A 23,561-nucleotide genomic window follows, 5' to 3' on the forward strand; every position below is an offset into this window, starting at 1 on the left:
TGATTACAAACTTTTTCTAATACCCATTTCTAGTCCTCTTAATTCAGCTAAACCTCTAAGTCTGCCAATTCCTGAATACCCGGGATTTGTTTTCTTTCTCAGGTCATCTAACATTTTATGGCCGTGGTCTGGTCGCAAAGGCATTCTTGTATCTTTTCTACCAGCGGCTTTTCTTTTATATTGTTCTTTTACCAATGCTTTCATTACGGAAAACATATCTACATTTCCTTCTAAATGATTTGCTTCATGAAAATTGTCGTCGGCATCACGTTGTGTGCTACGTAGATGAATAAAATGAATACGGTTGCCCAAACGTTCTACCATTCCCGGTAAATCATTATCTGGTCTTACCCCGAATGATCCAGTACAAAATGTTAATCCGTTGTTAGGGCTGTCAACTGCTTGATACAGATCAGCTATATCTTGCTCAGTACTTACCACGCGTGGTAGGCCTAAAATCGGGAACGGTGGGTCATCTGGGTGTATACACATGCGTATACCAGCCTTTTCAGCAACAGGTATAATTTCAGATAAAAACGCAAATAAATGTGCTTTTAATTCTTTTGCTCCAATTGCACTATAGGTTGCTAAAATAGCATTGAACTCTTCTAACGAATAGCCTTCTTCAGCACCTGGTAATCCAGCTATAATATTGTTTATTAACTTCGTTTTACCTTCTTCAGAAAGATTATCATGGTATGTTTTAGCGGCAGATTTTTGAGATGTTGAATAGGTTTCTTCGGCACCAGGTCTTTTTAAAAGGAATAACTCAAACGCTGCGAAAGCAGCAGCTTCAAAACGAAGGGCTTTAGAACCATCTTCAACTTCGTAATCTAAATTGGTTCTGGTCCAATCTAGCACAGGCATAAAGTTATAGCAGACTGTGTCTATGCCGCATTCACCTAAGTTGGTTAGTGTTTGCTTATAATTTTCGTAGTACGTTTTATAATCGCCTTTCTGCGTCTTAATTTGCTCGTGAATAGGTACGCTTTCTACGACAGACCAAGTTAAGCCTGCTGCTTCAATAATATTCTTGCGTTGCATAATATCGTTTACAGGCCACACGACACCATTGGGTATGCTGTGTAATGCACTAACGACACCTGTTGCACCTGCTTGTTTTATATCTGCTAACGATACTGGGTCATTCGGACCGTACCAACGCCATGTTTGTTCCATTAATTTATATTTTACTATGATGTGTTAGGGAATTAAATATCTTTAATTTCCCATCCTGGTTCATATGACCTTGACCATAACTTCATCGCTTCCCTATTAAATATACGACCTGTAGTTTCATCAATTTCAAAAGAGTCATCTATTCTATATGCAATATTAGCATAATGGGTTAACATTTGGCTTATAGCACCTTCGTCAATTGGTGAAGTTAATTCAGCTTTTCCTCTTATGGCATCAAAAAAGTTTACAGTATGCAATGTAGACATATCGCCACCACCGCCGAGTGCAGTGCCAGCTTCTTCGCCAGATGATAGGTTTTCTTTGATTAAGCCTCCTTTTTGATCAAATAATTTATAACCACCACGATCTATGTAAGCCGTACCCTCAGATCCCGAAACTATAGTTCCTCTACCATGTTTGTTTCCATATTTATGATAGCCGGTTCTACTATTTCCATCCCATTTTATAGTTTTGTTTCCGGCAAATTTAAAAGTAGCCTCCATGGTATCATACATTTCCCAGCCATCATCTTTGTAGTGATATTTTCCCGCGTCAACAGATACATGTTCAGGGTAGGTTACACCCAATGCCCAACGGGCAATGTCGAGTTCATGGGTAGCATTATTCCCCATTTCTGCGGTACCATAATCCCATCCGTACCAATGCCAGTTATAATCCCAAGTGTTATCTGTGTACTCGCGCCTTGGAGCCGGACCTTGAAAAAGTTCCCAATCTAATCCCTCTGGTGGGTTGGTTTTTGTTTGGTGAGGTACACGACCTCTTCCACTTATGTAAAATGCAGTTGCTTTATACACATCGCCAATAATACCATCGTGAATTTCTTTTATAATTTCTTGTGATTCTAATGCTGAGCGTTGTTGATTACCCATCTGAACCACTTTATTAAATTTCTTTTGATAGGCAACTACCAATTCACCTTCACGCGGATTATGGCTGCATGGTTTTTCTAGATACACATGCTTGCCAGCTTGCATTGCCATACATGCACCTGGTGCATGCCAATGATCTGGGGTAGCCATGAAAATGGCATCTACCTCTTTATCATCTAAAATTTTACGTATGTCATTCTCTAATTTTGGCTTGTTACTTAATCTGTCACTTACTTCAGTCAAAGCTTTATCACGTTGACTTTTCATAACATCGCATAGATAGGTAAGCTCTACATTGTTTTTCTTATGCGCTATTGCTGGTATATATGCCGAATATCTTCTTCCTAAACCTTGTATTGCAACATTAATACGATCATTAGCACCAATTATTTTAGAATAACTTTTAGCTGTCATTGCATTTGCGCTAGTACTAGCGATTGTAGCACCTACGGCGCCAAGAGCAGTTTTCTTAATAAAATTTCTTCTGTTTGAACTCATGGTAGTTATTCTTTAGTGTTGTTGATAGAACGAATTTTTACATTTTTGAAGGATACAAGATTGCCGTGGTCTTGAAGTAAAATTTGACCCTTTTCTAACTCTCCGAAATTTGGCCATTTCGCATATTTACTTTCAGCTACTAGCTTTCTGTATGCATCGCTCTTTCTTTCGTATTCAAGAACTTTTGTGCCGTTTAGCCAATGCTCAACGTGATTGTTTTTAGAAACAATGTGCGCAGTGTTCCACTCTCCAATTGGCTGAATTGGTTTATTGACATCTGCCTGTATTAAATCATACAGAGAACTAACAGTTCTGCTACCTTCATGGTTACCCAGTTTTGCATCGGGGTGAAGGTTGTCGTCTAAAATTTGATATTCTAAACCTATAGAAGAGCCTTCGCCTTTGTTAATATTGGTGTCCACATAATATTTAATACCACTATTGGCACCTGGTGTTAATTTGAAGTCAACTTTTAATTCAAAATCTCCATACAATTCTTCAGTAACAATATCGCCACCAGCAGTAGATTCTGCACCTCCAGAAGCCAATACACTTAAAACGCCGTCTTCAACTATCCATCCTTTATCAGGAAATTCTTCTAACTTGGCACCTTTCCATCCATTAGTTGTTTTTCCATCCCAAAGTAATTTCCATCCATCTTTCTTTTCATCGATAGTTAATTGATTTTTGGTGGTGATAGGGGTTAAAGGAGAGGCTTTTGAATATTTGGACACACTATCGGTTACTATTTTTACATTTTTCCAAATAATATCTGTTCCGGCTTTTTGATCTTTAGAAATACTATGGACTTGTAAACTAATAAATCCCTTAGCTGTTTTGTCATCAATAAGATACGCAGCTGGTACATCGTTAACCCATGTTTTTAAAGAATCACCAATAGCTTCGATTCGGTAGTGATTCCACTCATTTTGTTTAAAAGCTTTTTGTGCAGCAGGGTTATCTGTCATAGGATTTAACCATCCTCGTCTGCCCTCATCATATATTCCGCCACTCCATGCTCTTTCAGAAGGGTCTATTTCAATTTGATAGCCATGCACTCTACCATTCTGATAATTAGGGCTGCTGTTACTTCTAATCTGAATACCTGAATTCATGGTAGAATCAACCTTGTAATCCAATTCTAAAATAAAATCATCATATAATTTTTCGGTAGATAGAAATGTGTTCGGTGTGCCGTGAGTGGTAGTGCCTATTATTGTACCATCTTTTATAGTATAAGTGGCTTCCCCGCCGAGCTTTTGCCAACCATTTAAAGTTTCGCCGTCAAAAAGGTCTACCCATGGCGTGTCATCTTTTGAATTTTCTTTACAGCTCGAAAAAATCAAAAGAATTAGGATAGCAATTGTGTTTGCTGTTGTTCGCATCTTGTTCGTTTTAAATTTAGATATGGTTAAATTGTATTATTCAGATTTAATGTCGCAAGTAATTCAGTTTAATACGATATGTATAATGTGTAATCGATAACTTCTGTGAATATCTTTAATTTTTGTTTAAAATATTGAAAATTTGATAACCTAAAAATATATTATTTTTTGTAGCTGAGTTCTTTTTTCGATGTATTAACAAGATGTTAACAGTTGTGATTTTTCGATTTGTTTTTTTATATTAAAAAGTTATATAAAGATCATATATGGCATCTTTTTAATCATATCTATCACCTGTACGATTTTGAATTATCTAGTTTTAATCACAACAAATTTTACAGCTCTTTAAGAGAGCTTAATTCATACAGAACTTAAAAGAATGAAGAATGCTAAAAAATCTAAGAAAATTTCTGGTCAAACCCTTTCTCGAAGAGGTTTTTTGACTAAAACAACCCTGGCTGCTGGGGCAATTACCATTCTGCCAAGGCATGTTTTCGGCAGGGGTTTTACTGCACCTAGCGATCGAATTAATTTGGGTTTTATAGGCTTAGGTAAACAATGTAATGGGTTAGCTAAGAATTTTATAGGTAATACTAGTGCTCAAATTATTGCCGCCAGCGATGTTTGGTCTACTAAAAATGACTGGTTTAAAGGTCATGTAGAAAGTAATTACGCAGAAAAACGAAATCAAAAAAACTATAACTCTGTAAAAACATATTTAAATTATAAAGAGCTTTTAGAGCGCAGTGATATTGATGGCGTGGTCATCGCGACGCCTGATCATTGGCATGCCATACAGGCAATCGATGCTATGAAAGCTGGTAAAGATGTGTATTGTGAAAAGCCTTTAACGCATAATATTGAAGAAGGTATAGCACTTGTCAAGACAACCAAAAAGACAGGTCAAATTTTGCAAACGGGCAGTATGCAAAGATCATGGAGTTCTTTTAGAAAAGCATGTGAACTAATTCGTAATGGTTACTTGGGCGATATTAAACAAGTGCTTGTAAATGTTGGTGACCCAGCTATTCCATATAATTTAAAAGCAGAAACAATGCCGTCTGAAGTTAACTGGAACAATTGGTGTGGTCCAGCTCCTTTGTTGGCTTATAATCATCGTTTGGCACCTTCTCGTAATGATGTTGATTTTTGGCCAGATTGGCGACTTTTTGAAGAAGTTGGCGGTGGTATTCTTTGTGATTGGGGTGCGCATATGTTCGATATTGTTCAATGGGCTTTAGATATGGATCGATCAGGACCTGTAAAATACGTTCCGCCAACTGATAAAAATGCAGTACGCGGATTGAAAATGTATTATGAAAACGGAATAGAAATGATACATGAAGATTTTGGTAGAGGATGGGGTGTGCGTTTTATTGGTTCTGAAGGCACTATGGACGTAAGTAGATCGTATTTAGAAACTACTCCAGAAAATATTTTAACTACAGATTTATCTAATGCCAAAGTAAAACTATACAATACTGAGGGTAATCATCTTCAAGATTGGTTAGATGCGATGAAGAATAGAACGCAGCCAATTTGCGATGTAGAAACTGGGCATAGATCTGCTACAGTATGCAACATTGCCAACATTGCATATAATTTAGGTAGACCGTTAGAATGGAACCCAACAAAAGAGAAGTTTTTAAAAGATGCTGAAGCCAACAAAATGCGTGGTAGAAAAGCACGCAAGTTTTAAACAAATTATTTAGATATTCACCTGCTCTTTTCTGAAAAAAGCAGGTGTTTTTCCTGTATGCTTTTTAAATAACCTTGAGAAATAAGAAATGTTATTTAAACCCACTTTTTCAGCAATTTCGTTTAAAGAATCATTAGTGGTAAGAAGTAGCAATTGTGATCGCTCTATTCTTTTTTCTTGAATGAATTTATTGGGGTTAGACTTATATGCCTGTTTAAAAAGCTTTGAAAAATGATCAGGACTATAATTACAAATTTCAGCTAACTCAACTACTGTAATGGGTGATTGTAAATTATTGTTGATATAATTCAATATGTTTTGCATTCCATAATTAGCAACCTGTATTTTATTTTGAACATTAAAACTGGTAATAAATTTTGAGAAGAGTACGGTAAGTAAACCTTGGGTTTCAAGAAAATCTTTTGTGCTCAACACCTCATTCTGCTTAATAAAATCTTGCAATGTAGGTTTATTGTCATATGTTTTTGGATCACTATTCATTATTTCTCTATTGCTGTTTAAGGAAAGTAAACGTTCAAAATACTTTTTGTCGTTTTTATCTGCTTCAATTTCATAATTAAAATCTTTTATGCCGTAGATAGAAATTCCATTATTTACTTCTTCTAAAAAACTAATGTAAAATTGCTCATGGTAGTTGTCACAAGAGAATTTGGCATAACAATAACTTGGTATCAAGTACATGTAGCCCGGCTTTAAAGTAAATATCTGATTGTTATGGTACACTTTAGCACTCCCCTTGGTGATGTAATACATTCGGGTGAACGGACTGATCACATTTTCAAAATTCCATGATGTGTTAAGCTTGGCATAGCCAACATTCAAAAGAGTTAAGCGTAAAGATTGAAGAACTTGGATCATTATTTTTTGCTTAATTTTTTGTTTAAAGGAATTTTATAATACTGATTATCGTATTAGTGAAATTATAATATTCTTTCAACCATCAGCTGAAAGAGTTTAAAAATAAAGAATTTACCCATAACATCAACTCGATATAATATGAACATATCGGAAATGTACATTTTATAAACTGATTTGTTACAGGCTTTGGGGTTATGATAATTTATTTTTGAAAGGTTACTTATTTTATAAATTATTATGACAAATTTTAGCAAACTTATAATTTTAGGATTTTCTATTGTCGTATTATCATCTTGTGGTGGTACCGAGCTTCCTGAATTGGTTGCGGTAGCTTATGATAAACTGCCGGAAGAAGTAGATTTTAATCAACATGTAAAACCTATATTATCTGATAAATGCTATTTATGCCATGGTCCAGATAAAGGAAACATTAAAGGAGGTCTACAACTTCATGATGCAGAATTCGCATACGGCGAACTAAGTGAAACGCCTGGTAAGTTTGCGATTACACCTGGTAATTTAAAGAAGAGCGAATTTTTTCATCGTATTATAACAGATGATCAAGACTTAATCATGCCTGCACCAAGTTCTCATTTAACCCTTACCGCTTATGAAAAAGCGGTGTTAGTCAAGTGGATAGAAGATGGTGCCGAATACAAAGATCACTGGGCATTTTTGCAACCAGAAAAGTATGATATTCCTAAGGTAGACCAGAAACAATTCGTTAATAATGAAATTGACAATTTTGTATTGGCAAAGTTAGGTGAAGTCAATCTTAAGCCATCTGAAATGGCTTCGAAAGAGGTATTGTTGCGTAGAGCTTCTTTTGATTTAATAGGTTTGCCACCAACACCTGAAGAAATAGAATTGTTTTTAAAAGATACTTCTTCGAATGCATTTGAAAAACAAATAGATAGATTGCTAGCTTCAACGCACTTCGGGGAACAAATGACCCTCGATTGGATGGATGTTTCGCGCTATGCAGATACCCATGGGTATAGTAATGATAGATATAGAGACACTTCACCCTGGCGCGATTGGGTCATTAAATCATTCAATGAAAATATGCCATATGATGAATTTCTGACTTGGCAATTGGCGGGCGATTTGTTTGAGAATCCTACAATAGAACAAAAACTAGCAACTACATTTAATAGATTGCATCCGCAGAATTTAGAGGGTGGTATTATTGACGAAGAATTTAGGTCAGAATATGTTGCCGATAGAACAGCTACAGTAAGTCAAGGTATTTTAGGCTTATCTTATGCCTGTGCAAAATGCCATGATCATAAATACGATCCCATCTCTCAGAAAAACTATTACGAGATGTATAGCTTTTTCAATAACATAGATGAAACAGGATTGATTCCTTGGGATTTGGCAACACCCGTACCGGCGATGTTATTACCAACTGAAGAGCAAGAAGGTGTTTTAGCTTATTTAGATGAAATTGTAAAAACCAGTGAGAAAAGACTGGCGGAAATAGAAACAACCGAAGTTAAGAAAGCAGATGTATGGTTGGCCAATAACGAGTATAGTAATATTCCGGTGAATTCTAAACCAAATGGTTTGGTTGCTTCATTTAATTTTGATGAACAAAAGCTTATCAATACCACTGGTGGTAATGGTCGTAATAAAATTCAAATGCGTCAGCAGTTTGTACAAAATGAAAAAGCGGTTTTTAAACAGGGTTCTTCGGGCAAAGGTTTAGCGATGGATGGTGATACGTGGCTAGATTTGGATAAAATTGGAATTTATAAAAGAAATGAACCGTTTAGTGTTTCTATTGAAGTATTTATACCGACAGACTTAGACGACGGGGTTATATTCCATAAAATGAATAGCTCAGAACTTCACTCGTTTAGAGGGTATCATCTAAAAATAAAAGAGAATAAAATAGAAGCATTATTAGCACATGTGTATCCAGATAATGCGATAGTTATTGAGTCTTTAAACGATGTGCCTAAAGAGAAATGGGTTCAGTTAACGATGACTTATGATGGTTCTAGTAAAGCTGAAGGAATTTCAATTTATCAAGACGGCGAAAAGCTGAAAACCAAAACTACGTTCGATAATCTTTATAAAGATATTGTATTCAATGGCTTACAATTATACGGGGCAAAGAGTCCAAAATTAGAACCTGGTTTAAGAGTAGGGGCTATTTGGCGAGATAAGGGTATTAGAGGGGCTGTAGTTGATAATTTATTGGTGTTCGATAGAGAAATTTCGGCTATTGAGGTGCTGCAAATAAAGAATTCTGATAAGTTAAAAGAGCTGCAACAAAAGCAATTTTCAAACTTAAGCGAAACTGAAAAAAAACTATTATCAGAATACTTTTTAAATACAAAATCTAAAGCATATGCAACTGTTCTTAAAGAGGTAGAGCTTAAAAGAAGAACTTTAGTAGATAGTACAGAAAGGGTCAAACAAATAATGGTAATGAAAGAGCGTAAAACGCCTCGTCAAGCTTATATTTTAGATCGTGGAAATTACGATTCACCTACCGATTCGGTTTTTCCGAATGTGCCTGAAGATATTTTATCATGGAAAAAAGAATGGCCAAAAAACAGGCTGGGTTTAGCTAAATGGATAACAGATGAGAAAAATCCGTTGACGGCTAGAGTAACGGTGAACAGGTACTGGCAAAATTTATTCGGTAGAGGGTTGGTATTAAGCTCAGAAGATTTTGGTAATCAAGGCGATTTACCTACTCACCCTAAGTTGCTAGATTGGTTGGCTATTCGTTTTGTAGACTCAGGCTGGGATGTAAAGGCGTTATTGAAAACCATGATGATGTCAAGAACATACCAACAGAGTTCGGTTATAAGCGAAGAACTTCTTGCAGTCGATGGGGAAAACAAATGGTTGTCTCGAGGACCTTCTACACGATTATCAGGTGAGATGCTTCGAGATAATGCGCTATATGCATCAGGGTTATTAAATGAAAAAATTGGAGGGGAAAGCGTAAAACCTTATCAACCCGAGGGATTATGGGAAGTGAACGGTGATACCTATGTTCAAGATAGTGAAGAAGGGCTTTACAGAAGAAGCATGTATACTATTTGGAAGAGAACGGTTCCAAACCCAACTATAGCAACATTTGATGCACCCACAAGAGATTTATGTTCTTCTCGACGACAGAAAACAAATACGCCATTACAAGCCCTAGTTATACTTAACGATCCTACATACATAGAGGCTTCAAGAGTTCTAGGGAAACGAATTTCTGAAGCTACTTCTATTGAAAAGGGTATTCGCTCAGCGTTCAAAAAATTGACGGGTAGAGCACCTAATCAGAAAGAATTGTCATTATTGATGAATCTTCAGAAAGAAGAGTATTCGAAATTTCAGAAGAACATTGATAAAACAAAGGGCTGGATAAATACAGGAGTTTTTAAATTAAGCGAAGCAGATGACAAAGCCCTTATTGCTGCAAATGCAGTAGTGGCAAGTACAATTATGAATGCAGATGCCACCATCACAAAAAGATAAATTGGTAACTTTATAAGTATAAAGCTATGTGTAACGATCATCAACATAAATTAAGGTCTAATAATAAAGATTTACAAAAACTAGAAAGCCAGCTAGATAGAAGGCATTTCTTAAAGAGAACTTCTTTGGGTATTGGAGCTCTAGCTTTAGGTAGTCTTTTGGGTACCGAAAAATTATTTGCCGGTATTGGAAAGCACAGTGCTCCCGAAGATATTTTAAAGGCATACAATAAGAATAGATTAGGATTGCCACATCATTTGCCAAAGGCGAAAAGAATCATCTACCTTTTTCAAAGTGGCGGACCATCACAAATGGATCTCTTCGATTACAAGCCAAAACTTTCAGATATGTTCGGTAAAGAACTACCTGATTCTGTAATGAGCGGTCAACGCTTAACAGGTATGAGCGGTAATCAAAGTACCTTACCTATTGCACCATCAACTTTTAATTTTAAACAATATGGAGAGTCAAGAGCTTGGGTAAGTGATGCTATGCCATATTTATCTGAGGTGGTAGACGATTTGTGTTTTATAAAAGGTATGCAAACTGATCAAATTAATCATACACCGGCAATTACTTTTATGCAAACGGGTAATCAGTTACCGGGCAGACCGTCTATTGGTTCTTGGTTGAGTTATGGTCTTGGTTCTGATAATGAAAACCTACCTACGTTTATTACGCTGGTTTCTAAAAATGGAAAAGGACAACCATTAAAAGCTAGTTTATGGGGTAACGGATTTTTACCTACCGAACACCAAGGCGTGCAATTTCGCTCGGGTAAAGACCCAGTGTTGTACCTAAGTGATCCAGAGAATTACGATGGTAATGATCGTAGGCATATGTTAGATTATTTGGGTGATCTTAATAACCTTCAACACGATGCTTATGGTGATCCAGAAATTCAGGCTAGAATGTCGCAGTACGAAATGGCTTTTAAAATGCAAACTTCTGTACCTGAGGTTTCAGATCTTTCAGACGAATCAGACAGCACTTTTGAGATGTATGGTAAAGATAGTAGGGATCCAGGTACCTATGCCGCAAACTGTCTAATGGCAAGAAAACTATTAGAAAAGGGCGTAAAATTTGTGCAGCTGTATCACCAAGGTTGGGATCAGCACAACTACTGTCCGGGTGGGGTTAAAAGTCAATCACAGAAAACAGACCAAGCTACTGCTGCATTGGTTAAAGATTTAAAACAACGTGGTATGCTAGATGATACCTTGGTAGTTTGGGGTGGTGAATTTGGTAGAACGGTCTATTCTCAAGGTCAACTTACAAAAGAAAACTATGGTCGAGATCATCACCCAAAAGCATTTACCATGTGGATGGCAGGTGCAGGTGTAAAGCCAGGTTTTAGCTATGGTGAAACTGATGATTTTAGCTATAATGTGGTTAAAGACCCTGTACATGTGCACGATTTTCATGCAACGCTTTTATATCTATTCGGTGTTGACCATGAACGATTAACTTTTAAACATCAGGGTAGACGATACCGTTTAACCGATGTTCATGGTAACGTAGTTAAAGATTTATTAACCTAATAATCAACCAATACCCTTATGCCAACCAGAAGAAATTTCATAAAAAGAACCACTATTGCAGGTGCAGCTATAACCTCTGTACCGACATTCGGATTCAATATACTGAAAAAGAATAAACCGACTGATACCATATTAGGCCATGGCGATTATCAATACAAGGTGCATAACGATTGGGCGCAAATAAGTTCGGTTAGAACACCCTTGTTGAACTGCCATGAAATGGAAATGGATAGTAAAGGTCGTTTAATTATGATCGGTGATCACCCACAGAACAATGTATTGATCTTTGATAAATCTGGGAAATTATTGGACTATTGGGGAACCGCCTACCCAGGTGGTCATGGGTTGACTATTTCAAATGAAGGTGGCGAAGATTTTCTATTCTTGGCAGATTCTGGGTGGTACCTAAATAAAACAGGAAAATTGATAAAGCATAACGGTAGAGTTTCAAAGACTACGATAGACGGTAAAGTGCTTTTTGATATTGGGCATCCACAAACTATTGGTGTTTATGAACCGGGACTAAATTATTGCCCTACAGAAGTTGCTGTGGGTCCTAATGGTGATATCTACGTTGCAGACGGTTATGGGCAAGATTTTATTTTACAGTATAATTATAAGGGCGAGTTTATTCGCAAATGGGGCGGTCACGAAAATGAAGATTCAAATTATAATCTTCAAAATGCACATGGTATAGCAATAGATTATAGAGATAAAAATAACCCTATGGTGGTCTGTACTTCTAGAAACGAACAATCGTTTAAGTGGTTTACCCTAGAGGGTACCTATGTTAAAACACTTAAACTCCCTAATATGCAGGTATGTAGACCTGTTTTTGATGATACTAATTTGTACGCCGGCGTATGTTGGTCTCAACCTAAAATTGGAAAAACAAATTGGAAAGATCATACTGGCTTTGTTACCATTTTACAAGGTGATAAAGTAGTTTCTAACCCAGGTGGTACTTCGCCCGAATATAAAAATGGTGAACTGCAAAAATCATATCAGTTAGAGAATAAGCCTATTCTACATGGTCATGATGTATGTGTAGATGAAGATAAAAATTTATACATCTGCCAATGGAATGCCAATAAAACGGCACCCATTAAATTAGAACGTGTTTAAAGTGATTTTGAAGAAATAGTTATGGAGAATAGTGTTCCAGATTTTGTATTGTTCTTAGGTAGATTTCATCCGCTTGTGGTGCATTTACCTATTGGGTTTTTATTCTTTGCGTTTGTATTGGAAGTTTTTAGTAGGTGGAAAAAGAACCCTGTGCTGACCTCAGGTACTCCGTTGGCTTTATTTTTAGGTGGACTTAGTGGTGCCGTTGCGTGTATTTTAGGGTATATGTTATCATTAAGTGGCGATTATGAAGAGGCTGCTTTAGATACTCATTTTTGGTTTGGTATTGCAACCACTGCTATTGCATTTTTAGCATGGGGTATACGAATCGAAAAAATTAAAGTACCAAGTTTAAAAAAGTTACAGACAAATATTTCATTTTTAACCCTATTGGTAATTCTATTAAGTGTTACGGGTCATTACGGTGGTAACCTTACACATGGTAGTGATTATTTGGTGAAATATATGCCTTTTGGTGGTGCAGAAAAACAAGAATTGGTTGCGGTCACTAAAGTTGAAGATGCTGAGGTGTTTGGTCATCTGGTAAATCCTATTTTGCAGAATAAATGCGCAAGTTGCCATAATTCAAGTAAAAAGAAAGGCGGACTTTCAATTGCAGATAGTCTTGCTATTCTTGATGGCGGAAAAAACGGTGACATATTAATTCCTGGTGATGCATCGAATTCTGAAATGCTGAAAAGAGTATTGTTAGATCCGCATCACGATGATTTTATGCCGCCCGAAGGTAAAACACCCTTAACCGAAGAAGAGATAGCTATTTTGACGTATTGGATTGATAATGCGCAGGCGAATTTCAAAACTAAAGTAGCGTCGGTTGAAACAGATGAGAATATTATGGGTATAGCTAGCACTATGCTTGGCTTGTCAGCAGGTTCTTCTGATGGTTCAGAGATACCGATTCCGAGTGTGAGTTTAGTTGCTGACGATAAAATAACTGAACTACAGGTAGAAGGCTTTAGATTACGTGAACTAGCATTTGAATCTGGATTGTATGAAGCTGTATTAGCGCCAAATTCAAATGAAAATGGTACAACGGATGCCTTGTCTAAAAAACTAGAAAAATTACTTTCTATAAAAGAGAATATTCTTTGGTTATCATTAGAGAATAATCATATTAAAGATGACCATATAAAATTGATTGCTCAGTTTATAAATGTTCAAAAATTGAAGTTGAACGATAATCCGTTGTCAGATGCAGCAGTTGCTCAATTAACGCAGCTAGAGAATTTAACGAGTGTAAATTTATTAGGTACTGAAATAACGGCTAAAAGTATCCCTTCTTTTTCTGAAATGAAGCAGCTTAAATATGCCTATGTTTGGAAAACGAATATCAAAAAAGAAGATTTAGAGAAGAAGGGGGTCAATGATTATCCTAAAATTATAATTGATTAAAGCTCAATTAAGAGTACATACGCACATGAAGAAAGGTATATTTTTTAGTTGCATTGCTGTTTTAATGTTGAAAGGTTGTTCTGCACAAAAAGTTGTTACCGATACTGAAATTAATAAACAACATTATACAGCCGATTGGGAGTCGTTGCAGCAATATGAGGTGCCTGAATGGTACAAAGATTTAAAATTCGGAATCTATTTTCACTGGGGACCGTATTCTGTGCCTGCTTATGAAAATGAATGGTATTCTCGGTGGATGTATGTTGAAGGGCACCCAATAAATACCTACCATAAAGAAACATACGGTTCATTAGATACATTCGGTTACAAAGATTTTGTACCCATGTTTAAGGCTGAAGAGTTTGATGCCGATGTTTGGGCAGATTTATTCGTAAAAGCTGGTGCACAATTTGCAGGTCCTATTGCCGAACACGCTGATGGTTTTGCGATGTGGGATAGCAAACTGACACAATGGGATGCGAAGGATATGGGACCAAAAATTGATGTAGTCGGTGCTATGGAAAAAGCCGTAAAATCTCGGGGACTTAAATTTATTACCACCTTTCATCGTCATTGGTTGTATGCATGGTACCCAACTTGGAATGACAATACAGATGCTTCAAATCCACTGTTTGAAGGGCTTTATGGTCCGAAAGTTCTCGAGGGTACATTTGTTATGGCAAATAAACCTACAAACCCCTTACCTGATGAAAAGTTTAATCAAGATTGGTTAGATCGGCTTACGGAATTAACCACTAAGTATGATCCTGATATTGTTTGGTTTGATAACAAAATGGATATTATAGGTGAAGATTATAGAAAGCAATTCTTAGCAGGTTTTTATAATAGAGGCCTTGAAAAAGGGAAAGATGTAGTCGTCACCTATAAGTTTACCGATTTAGCGGTGGGCTCTGCAGTTTTAGATTTAGAGCGCTCTAGAATGAGCGAGAAAAAAGAGTTTACTTGGTTAACTGACGATTCTATAGATTGGAAAGCATGGAGCAACATTGAAAATCCTGAATATAAATCTACCAATAGACTAATAGATTTTTTAGTTGATGTGGTTAGTAAAAATGGTGCGGTACTTTTAAATATTACGCCGACCGCTGAAGGTAAAATACCCACGGAGGTTGAAGAACGTTTGTTGCAAATGGGGGAGTGGCTGGCTATAAATGGAGAAGCTATTTATGGAACTAGACCTTGGAAAATTTATGGAGAAGGACCAGCAGAAGTAATTGAAGGTCATTTGAGTGAGCATAAAAATGCCGATAATACAGCAGAGGATATTAGATTCACTACTAAAGATGACACGCTTTATGCCATAGTTCTAGATTGCCCACAAAAAGAAATACATATAAGGGCTCTAGGTAAACAGGAACGAAAAATAAGAAGTATTCAACTTTTAGGGAATCCTGAGAAAATCTCTTGGGCACAAAATGAGACTGAACTAATTATTCAAGCTTCTAAAAATAAAAATGGGGATTATGCATTTGCTTATAAGATTGAGTTTGTGAAATAATGTATTTCATAAAACACTAGAAAGCTATATTTATAGATAGCAATTGGTTAATCGGGAATAAAGCTTTTTAAGTTTTATGATGAAAGATCATATGTTATAGTGTAAAAAACATTTGAAAAGATATTTCTTTAGTGGTCGATTAACTTTATATAAAACAAAAAGAATGAAGTTTTATATGTTGAATTATACGATATTTTATGCACTAGCTGTATTTGTATTTACCTCTTGCAGTAGTGGCGATGACTCCGCTAATAAGGTTGAGCTAGATACTGTAGCCCCTACAATAAATTGTCAAGAATCTATAACTATAAACGTTGAGTCTTTCGTAGATGGTGCTGAGGTTACTTATGAAACTCCCAAAGGCAGCGATAACGTAAGCGCAATTACATCTCAAATTGAGGGTTTGGCAACAGGAGCAAAATTTCCGATAGGTACAACAATCAATACTTTTGAGGCTAGAGATGCAGCAGGAAATAAAACGACATGTAGTTTTGAAATTACCGTTGTACAGAATGATCCATCTGTAAACCTGCCTTATTTTATCAATGCAAACCCTACACCTGAAGGCAAAAAATGGACAAAAGTCGAGAATATGTCAGATGAATTTAATGGAACCACTTTCGATGATGACAAGTGGCATAGAAGCCCATCGACCGATGGCTTTAATTGGATCGGTCGCCCACCGGGCTTATTTGAGTCTGATAATGTTTCTGTTAATGAAGGTAACATGAATGTTACTACCGAAGAATTTGAAATTCCAAAAACAGTTAATGGTATAGAGTTTACTCATGGTGGTGCAATAGTACGTTCTAAGTTAAATGCAAAACATGGGCATTATTATGAATGTAGAATGCAAGCGAATAAAACAATTATGTCTTCTACTTTTTGGATTTCTTTTCAACAGAATTGTAATACTGGTCCTCTAAGAAAACTCGAATTAGATATACAGGAATGTGTGGGTAGACTTACAACGACCGCGGCTTGGGCTGCAGATTTTGATCATATATATGCTTCTAATACTTGGAGACATGAAAGGGAATGTGATACCGAAGTTACCGGGTCATTACAAAGTCCCGCCAAAACAGTTTTAGAAGAAAAAAATAATTCTAGATACTTTGTATACGGATGCTGGTGGAAATCGCCAACTGAGATATTATTTTACTTGGATGGACAATTAGCACATACCATTACAAATCCTCCTGCTGATTTTGATTTAGAGGGTCATTTAACCATGGCAATAGAAACCTATGACTGGAACCCGATAGATTCTGAAACCATCTTTGAAACAGGTTCTTTTGATGATTTAACCACAAAATATGATTGGATTAGGTCTTGGAAATTAGAGGATGAATAAGTAAAGCCCTATTACATTTTTATTTCAAAGGATAATTACAATAAAAAAGACGGAGTTGGTAAAACAACTTCGTCTTTTTTTATTGCATGTTTTGAACTATTATTTAGATGCGATTGTTATTTATTGTTCTGTAAATAGGCGAAGCTTATCATCATTAATAGCACTTAGAATTCCAGTTTTGTCACCAATAGTTATTTTTTCAATTCCTTTAACATTGTATGGAAGTAAAATTCCACTTTCCAAGTAATTTAAAGCGTTAAAACTTCCATTGTCCGTACCAATAAATAGTTGACCTATTGATGCATCTGCTCTTGTAGTTTCAACTTCAACTTCAAACTTGTTTCCCGCTATTAAAATATCAAGAATATCATCGTTATTAAAGTCATCTATAATAATGCCGTTAATGACCGAAAACTGAGCTTCTTTTGGTAAGGCTTTGATCCGTAATTCTCCATTGTTGTTTTCTAATATGATGCTTTCAAAAATTTGAGTTTCATATTTCAATGCATTTTTAATATCAGGTAAAATATCGTCAATATCTGCTTTTGCAAACTGTTGATAGGTTCTGAATTTTCGGCTTATCTCTGGTAATTGTTGAGAAGAACATTCTTTACCACGCACAGGTACAAGCCTATCTTTGTAGTGCTTAGTCAGAAAAATATCATTGGTGCCATTGCGATCAAAATCATTTGCATAAATAGTAAATGGTTTTTCAACGCTAGCCGTAAATTTGTAGTTAAGTCCAAGGTTTCCTATTATAAAATCAGTATCTCCGTCTTTGTCGATATCCGTGGCAACAATTTTGTTCCACCAACCACTTGTTTTCGTTAAATTAAAGGATGTTGTTGCATTGATGAATTCTTGACCTTGTTTTTTGAAAATGGTAATAGGCATCCATTCACCAACGACGATAAGCTCTTCTGTAGAATCACCATCAATATCGTTCCAAGTAGCCGAAGTAACCATGCCGATCTTTGATAGTTCAGGGGCAATTTTTTCCGTTACATCTGTAAAAATACCCTTATCATTTTCGAGTAAAAAGCTGTTTGGTGCGTTAGGGTAAGAATTAGGAATCAGTCTACCGCCAACGAACAAATCTAAATCACCATCCTTATCAAAATCTAAAGGAATAACGCATGAACCACTCTGTGTTAGCTTTGGTAAATTGTCTGATAACTCAAAATTACCTACACCGTTATTTAAGTATAATCGATCTTGTAGGGTGGGGGAGTTTTGTGAAAATTCATTACCGCCACTTACAACATACAAATCTAAATCAAGATCCCCATCTGCATCAAAGAACACTGCACCAACATCTTCGTTTTGGGCGTTTGTTTCAAAAGCAGATTGTTCTAATGGTATAAACTTGCCTTTTATATCTTGTACATATATCGAAGCTTTCTGATTTGCCGCGCCACCTACGTAAAAATCTTCTAAGCCATCGTTATTAACATCACCAACAGTTATACATGGACCATTTTGAGATAATTTATGTGGTAATAGAATCTGCTTTTTAAAATCATCATAATCGTTTTCATGATGAACAAAGGGTGAACTGAACTTTGAATCGGTAACTTCTGTAAAAATAGTTTTATTAAGGGTTTTAGGGGCTGTTTTATTTTTTGCGGCATCATAATTAATTTCTAGCATTTGGTTAGCCTGTACATGCTGTAGCCTGTATTCTTTACCATCTGTCCATATAATATCTAATACATCTATAGTATCTATTTTTCCCAATCCAAAATGATTGATTGGTTCAACAGATGATAAATAGCCTCTTACAGTTTTAAACTCATGATGTTGTATTTCGTTGTTGTACTTTAAAGTTATTTTGGCACCTAAACCCGTTGGGTTGTTCTTAGGACCGTTCAATTTTATTTTTAGATAATTATTTTCTAATTTTTCAGAAGTATTTTTATAGATAAATGCGGTACCATCTATATTATTAACAATGATATCGAGATCACCATCATTGTCTAAATCACCTAAAGATGCACCGTTAGATAAACTTTCTTTATCTAGACCCCATTCTTTGGTTTTTTTGGTAAATGTTAGGTCGCCATTATTTTTAAAAATATAATTTGGTTTTTTATTTTCTTTGAATTGATTTACAATGTAAGCCACATTTTCTTGAGTGGTCTTTTTACGAGCTTCCATACTTTGCATGTATTGCCCTATTTTAGCATTCGTGTCTTTGTCCCAAATATCTCTTTTAAATCCGTTAGTGATAAAGAGATCATTGAAGCCATCATTATCAAAATCACTACCTAAACAAGACCAGCTCCAATCGGTTTTTCCTACGCCTGAGTATGCACTGATTTCACTATACATACCGTTACCCCTGTTCAAGTGCAACATGTTATGCATGTATTGGTAATGAAAACCGCTCGTGGTCATATCGCTGAATAATTTTGTATTCATCGAAGCCATTGTAGTTTTAGAGCGCTCGTAATCTTCTGGTAACATTTCTAATTGAATGATATCTTCAAAACCATCGTTGTTAAAGTCCACAATATCTACACCCATTGCGTAAAACGGAACGTGGTTAAAACGCTTGGTAAGTTCATCGTTAAAAGTATTGTTGCCTTTATTGATGTACGCATAATCTCTTTCTAAATAATCATTTGAAACATAGATATCTATTTTACCGTCGCTATTTATGTCAGATGTAACCAAACCTAATCCATAACCGTAATTATTATTTATACCGGCCTTTAGCCCAATTTCTTCATAATTACCATTATCATTAATGTATAATTTATCTCTATAGATATTATCTTCGTTTGCTTTACCTTCTAGAACTTGAGTGTAGTTTTGAAAGAATTTTTCAGGTCTGTTAGTAAGGTACATGTCTAAATCATTATCATTATCGGCATCAAAGAATGAAGCCATTATCGAATAGCCAGCATCATTTAAACCAAAAGATGCCGCGTCTTCTTTGAAGGTCAAATCGCCTTGATTTATAAAAAGTAAATTTTCTCTGTCTTCCTTTTTGTTTCGAAACCCACCTCGGCATACATAAATATCAAGTAGATTATCTCCATTAATATCGACCATGACAACACCGTTATGCCATCCTTTATTTTTATCAATATTCGCTTTTGCAGTGATGTCTTCAAATTCAAAATTACCTTTGTTCAGGTAAAGTTTGTTTTCAACTTCGTTCCCTACAAAATAAATATCTGATAAGCCATCATTATTAATATCGCCAACGGCAACCCCTGCACCATTGTATACATAGTTGAAGAATTCATAAAAGTGTTCAAAATTCTCTTCAATGTCATTACTAAAAGTTATTCCGCTATTTTGTGAAGCTACTAACTCAAACAATGGTGAGTCATTTTCTTCTTTTAGTATATCTTCTTTAGTAACATCTTTTTTGCATGTAAAGAATGAGAGACAAGCAAATATTAAAGCTACAAACTTGTATTTCATAATTTAATTGGTGTTTTATTTAGAGGAAAGGAAAATAAAAAAAACTGCCTGAAATATTAATTTTCCAGACAGTTTTTTATCTATTCTTATATAAAAATTTTATTATGGTCGTGCTTCATCAGATTCAATTACTATATCGTCAATATAGAAATCAGCATAGGCAGCCCAAGCTGATACTATATTAAATTTGCCAGCATGGGTTGCTAATGCAGTAAATTTAAATTCAGATTCTAGCCATCTGTCAACTAAGTTTGGATCTCCTGCCATAGCGTTAAAAGAAAGCTGATTGGCACCACCTTGATTATTAAAGCGGAATAAAATATTAGGAGAATTTGTTGTCATATAGCGTTTAAACTTTATAACATAATTTCTGCCTTCTACTAAATTAACCTCAGCAGAAGCAGTTTCAGAATTAGCATTACCTAGTGTGGCACCACCATTTCTATTTAAAGCTAAGTTGATTACCTTACCTGAGGGGACTACACCTGTTGGTTCACCTGTTGGAGGATCTACTAATAGTACCTCTGTAATTCCATCAATTGTAGCATTTTGAGGTAATTTAATCCAATCAGTATCTAATGCTTCTTCAAATTGACCTTCAGAAATTAAAAACTGTTCTTTAAAAGACGCTACAGGTAAGTCTGTAAAAGTTTCTGGAGCCCTTGTATCCATAGCCACAATATTACTTCCTGGCAATAATGATACAGTAACATCATCATCTTGATAAATTGCATCTTGTAACTTAATGTTTAAAAAACCTGCATCAGTGTCATCAACAGATAAACTTTCTACAATAAAATTAACACCATTCACTTTAACCTCAATGAAAGCTTCTTGACCTGTAACAGGTTCAAAATCTCCATTAAAAGAAATGCTTATTGTTTCGTCTTCTAATTCCACAGCAGCATCTGGTACTAAAGGTACAGGCTCTGTAACAGTAATAAATCCTTCAACACTTTTAGTAGCCTCACTTAGCGGAGACTCTCTATGTGCAGTTAATGTTACCCTGTATGTACCTAATGTGTTGTAGGTTACGGTTGGATTTTCAGTGTTAGAAGTAGCGGGCGTACCACCTTCAAATGTCCATTCTAAAAAATCTTCTTCTCTTGCTTCTTCAAATAACGATCGTAAATTCTCAACTACAGGTGTAAAAGTAGTACTAGCACCGATAATAACTTCAGTATCTTCAGCTTCAAAATCAACTTTTACTTTATTATAAACACGAACTAAAAATTCACCTTCTTCAACCGTACCATCATCATGTGTTACTGATAATGATGTAAGATAACCTGGTAGAACACCCTCTGCATTTAAAGATTGCCCAGTTAGGTAATCAACATCTACCGTTGCTTGATCTGAGGTAGGAATGCTACCTTCTTCAAATGTCCATAATCTACTGGTAACATTTGTTGATGAATCAATATAAGTCACGGTACCTCCTTCGGTTATATTTCTGTTTTTTGCTGTTGCTTTAAAGCTTACATCTCTTATGCCGTCTCTAACATTACCATCTTCTTCACAACTTATAAATGTTGCTAAAAGTGCTAGTGTTAAAACCCACAGGCTATAATATTTTTTATTTTTCATTTTTATTATGTTTTTGTTTAGTAACCTGGGTTTTGAACTAGGTTAGGGTTTAATTGCATTTGAGCATCTGGTATAGGCCATCTGATTTCGAAATCTTCATATTGAGTAATAGGGTCACCTGCATTCGGTCCACCTTGGGTAATGCCTGAGATAGACTCTTTATATTTTCCAAATCTGATTAAATCATTACGTCTCCAACCTTCAAAACACAATTCTTTTCTTCTTTCAGATAACAATTCTGTAGCATTATCTTCTTGTGAACCTAAAGTCATCATATCTGCTGTTGATAGACCGGCTCTTGTTCTTAAACGATTAACCGTATTGTCAATAACACCCTGTGTTAATTTGTTTTGACCATTTAAAGATTCTGCGTAAAGCAATAAAACATCTGCATATCTTATGTATGGGTAGTCAAAAGGAGTATCATTGGCATAACCATTTGGGCTTTCAGCATGCCATTTCCAACCCCTCCAAGTATTTTTACCTACCGTCCATGAAGCTGGGTCTGTTACAGCTGTTTCAGGGTCGGTATTATTTGCATTATGTCGCGCTATGTTGTTGATCATACGCACATCATTGTCAATATCGTAACTATCTGCAAAACTATGGTTTATATGGCAAGTTCCCCAGCCTCCACCATTCTGAACGCTTCCTTGAGGACCAAAAAATGTACTTAATAGACCGCCCTCACCTAGGGCAGGGCCATCAATTCCTACAGCAAATACCATCTCTGTACTTTGTTCATTATCTAATGTAAAAACATCTCGATATACTGGTAAAAGCTCATAAACGCCACTGTCCATAACATTTTTTAATGCTTGTTCAGCTAAAGGAAACTTATCGGTCTGGTTTAATGGAAAACCAGTCATTTGTAGGTAAATTTTCCCTAATAATGCATTTGCAGCACCTGCCGTTACACGACCGCCACCTTGCTCTGTGGGTAAGTATGGTAAAGCAGAAATTAAATCTGATACCATAAAGTCATACACTTCTGAAGGTGCAGCTTGCGTTACATTGATGTCATCTAATGAAATAACTTCATTTTTGAGTAAAGGAACATTTTCCCATGAACTTACCAAAGCGAAATTTAAAGTTGTTCTAAGAAATTTTGCTTCGGCCACGTATTGGTTTTTTAGATCACTTTCTATTTGATCTGGTGACATAGCATCAATTCTATCTACAACACTGTTTATTCTATTTAAAGACTCATAATATTTTACCCATGCTGAGTTAATTGCACCAGTTGTTGGGGTTACTTGATGTAAGTAAATCAATTTACGCTCACCGCCCCAGTTAGGAAAAACCACTTCGTCTGCAGCGGTTGTACCCCAAAAAATAGACCAAGGTGCAGGGTTACTGCCACCGGTTGGTGCAATAGATTGCTGTACGGCATCATACGCACCGTTTAAATATGTTTGTGCACCTTCTTCATTTACCAAAAGTAAAGGTGGAGATACAAAGGTATCTGGGTCTTCTGATAAAAATGTATCACTACATGAGCTAAGGGTAATAATAGCTCCGAGTAGAATAAATGGTTTTAGGTAATTTGTTTTATATTTTTTCAT

Annotated in this window: 14 protein-coding genes; 7 read left to right on the forward strand and 7 right to left on the reverse strand. The window is 35.8% G+C overall.

From position 1 onward, the window contains the following. Positions 1-3: 3 nt before the first annotated feature. From uxuA to Q4500_RS01340, 3 genes are read right to left on the reverse strand one after another with little or no spacing between them, the layout of a single operon-like run. A complete protein-coding gene (uxuA, locus tag Q4500_RS01330) occupies positions 4-1,179 on the reverse strand; it encodes a mannonate dehydratase (RefSeq protein WP_303597953.1) in 1,176 nt (391 codons plus the stop codon). Between the two features lie 32 nt (positions 1,180-1,211). Continuing rightward, positions 1,212-2,567, reverse strand: coding sequence for a Gfo/Idh/MocA family protein (locus Q4500_RS01335; protein ID WP_303597954.1), 1,356 nt, complete (start codon positions 2,565-2,567; stop codon positions 1,212-1,214). A gap of 5 nt (positions 2,568-2,572) precedes the next feature. Continuing rightward, on the reverse strand, positions 2,573-3,952 hold the full coding sequence (locus Q4500_RS01340) for a DUF1080 domain-containing protein (RefSeq protein WP_303597955.1): 1,380 nt from the start codon (positions 3,950-3,952) through the stop codon (positions 2,573-2,575). A gap of 379 nt (positions 3,953-4,331) precedes the next feature. On the opposite strand from Q4500_RS01340, the gene Q4500_RS01345 reads away from it, so the two are divergent. Beyond that, a complete protein-coding gene (locus Q4500_RS01345; protein WP_303597956.1) occupies positions 4,332-5,651 on the forward strand; it encodes a Gfo/Idh/MocA family protein in 1,320 nt (439 codons plus the stop codon). Between the two features lie 9 nt (positions 5,652-5,660). Here Q4500_RS01345 and Q4500_RS01350 read toward each other — a convergent pair whose 3' ends face one another. After that, on the reverse strand, positions 5,661-6,530 hold the full coding sequence (locus tag Q4500_RS01350; protein ID WP_303597957.1) for an AraC family transcriptional regulator: 870 nt from the start codon (positions 6,528-6,530) through the stop codon (positions 5,661-5,663). Positions 6,531-6,767: 237 nt separating this feature from the next. Here Q4500_RS01350 and Q4500_RS01355 point away from each other — a divergent pair, with 237 nt between their 5' ends. The 6 genes from Q4500_RS01355 (at position 6,768) to Q4500_RS01380 (ending at position 16,974) form a co-directional block, all read left to right on the forward strand. After that, positions 6,768-10,022, forward strand: a complete 3,255-nt coding sequence (locus Q4500_RS01355; protein WP_303597958.1) for a DUF1553 domain-containing protein — start codon at positions 6,768-6,770, stop codon at positions 10,020-10,022. A 26-nt stretch (positions 10,023-10,048) separates the two neighbouring features. Beyond that, positions 10,049-11,563 (forward strand): DUF1501 domain-containing protein, encoded by a 1,515-nt coding sequence (locus Q4500_RS01360; protein ID WP_303597959.1) that lies wholly within the window; start codon positions 10,049-10,051, stop codon positions 11,561-11,563. Between the two features lie 18 nt (positions 11,564-11,581). After that, positions 11,582-12,688 (forward strand): twin-arginine translocation signal domain-containing protein, encoded by a 1,107-nt coding sequence (locus Q4500_RS01365; RefSeq protein WP_303597960.1) that lies wholly within the window; start codon positions 11,582-11,584, stop codon positions 12,686-12,688. A 21-nt stretch (positions 12,689-12,709) separates the two neighbouring features. Then, positions 12,710-14,101 carry a DUF2231 domain-containing protein gene (locus Q4500_RS01370; RefSeq protein ID WP_303597961.1) on the forward strand — a complete coding sequence of 464 codons (1,392 nt, stop codon included), beginning with the start codon at positions 12,710-12,712 and terminating at the stop codon, positions 14,099-14,101. A 25-nt stretch (positions 14,102-14,126) separates the two neighbouring features. Further along, positions 14,127-15,620 (forward strand): alpha-L-fucosidase, encoded by a 1,494-nt coding sequence (locus Q4500_RS01375; RefSeq protein WP_303597962.1) that lies wholly within the window; start codon positions 14,127-14,129, stop codon positions 15,618-15,620. Positions 15,621-15,783: 163 nt separating this feature from the next. Next, positions 15,784-16,974, forward strand: a complete 1,191-nt coding sequence (locus tag Q4500_RS01380; protein ID WP_303597963.1) for an HYR domain-containing protein — start codon at positions 15,784-15,786, stop codon at positions 16,972-16,974. Between the two features lie 120 nt (positions 16,975-17,094). Here Q4500_RS01380 and Q4500_RS01385 read toward each other — a convergent pair whose 3' ends face one another. From Q4500_RS01385 to Q4500_RS01395, 3 genes are all read right to left on the reverse strand, one after another. Further along, positions 17,095-20,409 carry a VCBS repeat-containing protein gene (locus Q4500_RS01385; RefSeq protein WP_303597964.1) on the reverse strand — a complete coding sequence of 1,105 codons (3,315 nt, stop codon included), beginning with the start codon at positions 20,407-20,409 and terminating at the stop codon, positions 17,095-17,097. Positions 20,410-20,511: 102 nt separating this feature from the next. Further along, complete coding sequence (locus Q4500_RS01390; RefSeq protein ID WP_303597965.1) at positions 20,512-21,996, reverse strand: PKD domain-containing protein; 1,485 nt, start codon at positions 21,994-21,996, stop codon at positions 20,512-20,514. A gap of 17 nt (positions 21,997-22,013) precedes the next feature. Continuing rightward, positions 22,014-23,561 carry a RagB/SusD family nutrient uptake outer membrane protein gene (locus Q4500_RS01395; RefSeq protein WP_303597966.1) on the reverse strand — a complete coding sequence of 516 codons (1,548 nt, stop codon included), beginning with the start codon at positions 23,559-23,561 and terminating at the stop codon, positions 22,014-22,016.

Origin of the sequence: Maribacter sp. 1_MG-2023 (assembly GCF_030547005.1) — a bacterium.
Classification (GTDB): domain Bacteria; phylum Bacteroidota; class Bacteroidia; order Flavobacteriales; family Flavobacteriaceae; genus Maribacter.

What these genes read in the sequence shown, in the direction of transcription:
- Q4500_RS01380 (WP_303597963.1), top strand. Translation starts at nt 15,784, where the DNA reads ATGAAGTTTTATATGTTGAATTATACGATATTTTATGCACTAGCTGTA.
- Q4500_RS01355 (WP_303597958.1), top strand. Translation starts at nt 6,768, where the DNA reads ATGACAAATTTTAGCAAACTTATAATTTTAGGATTTTCTATTGTCGTA.
- Q4500_RS01350 (WP_303597957.1), bottom strand. Translation starts at nt 6,530, where the DNA reads ATGATCCAAGTTCTTCAATCTTTACGCTTAACTCTTTTGAATGTTGGC.
- Q4500_RS01360 (WP_303597959.1), top strand. Translation starts at nt 10,049, where the DNA reads ATGTGTAACGATCATCAACATAAATTAAGGTCTAATAATAAAGATTTA.
- Q4500_RS01335 (WP_303597954.1), bottom strand. Translation starts at nt 2,567, where the DNA reads ATGAGTTCAAACAGAAGAAATTTTATTAAGAAAACTGCTCTTGGCGCC.
- Q4500_RS01365 (WP_303597960.1), top strand. Translation starts at nt 11,582, where the DNA reads ATGCCAACCAGAAGAAATTTCATAAAAAGAACCACTATTGCAGGTGCA.
- Q4500_RS01345 (WP_303597956.1), top strand. Translation starts at nt 4,332, where the DNA reads ATGAAGAATGCTAAAAAATCTAAGAAAATTTCTGGTCAAACCCTTTCT.
- uxuA (WP_303597953.1), bottom strand. Translation starts at nt 1,179, where the DNA reads ATGGAACAAACATGGCGTTGGTACGGTCCGAATGACCCAGTATCGTTA.
- Q4500_RS01340 (WP_303597955.1), bottom strand. Translation starts at nt 3,952, where the DNA reads ATGCGAACAACAGCAAACACAATTGCTATCCTAATTCTTTTGATTTTT.
- Q4500_RS01385 (WP_303597964.1), bottom strand. Translation starts at nt 20,409, where the DNA reads ATGAAATACAAGTTTGTAGCTTTAATATTTGCTTGTCTCTCATTCTTT.
- Q4500_RS01390 (WP_303597965.1), bottom strand. Translation starts at nt 21,996, where the DNA reads ATGAAAAATAAAAAATATTATAGCCTGTGGGTTTTAACACTAGCACTT.
- Q4500_RS01370 (WP_303597961.1), top strand. Translation starts at nt 12,710, where the DNA reads ATGGAGAATAGTGTTCCAGATTTTGTATTGTTCTTAGGTAGATTTCAT.
- Q4500_RS01375 (WP_303597962.1), top strand. Translation starts at nt 14,127, where the DNA reads ATGAAGAAAGGTATATTTTTTAGTTGCATTGCTGTTTTAATGTTGAAA.
- Q4500_RS01395 (WP_303597966.1), bottom strand. Translation starts at nt 23,561, where the DNA reads ATGAAAAAATATAAAACAAATTACCTAAAACCATTTATTCTACTCGGA.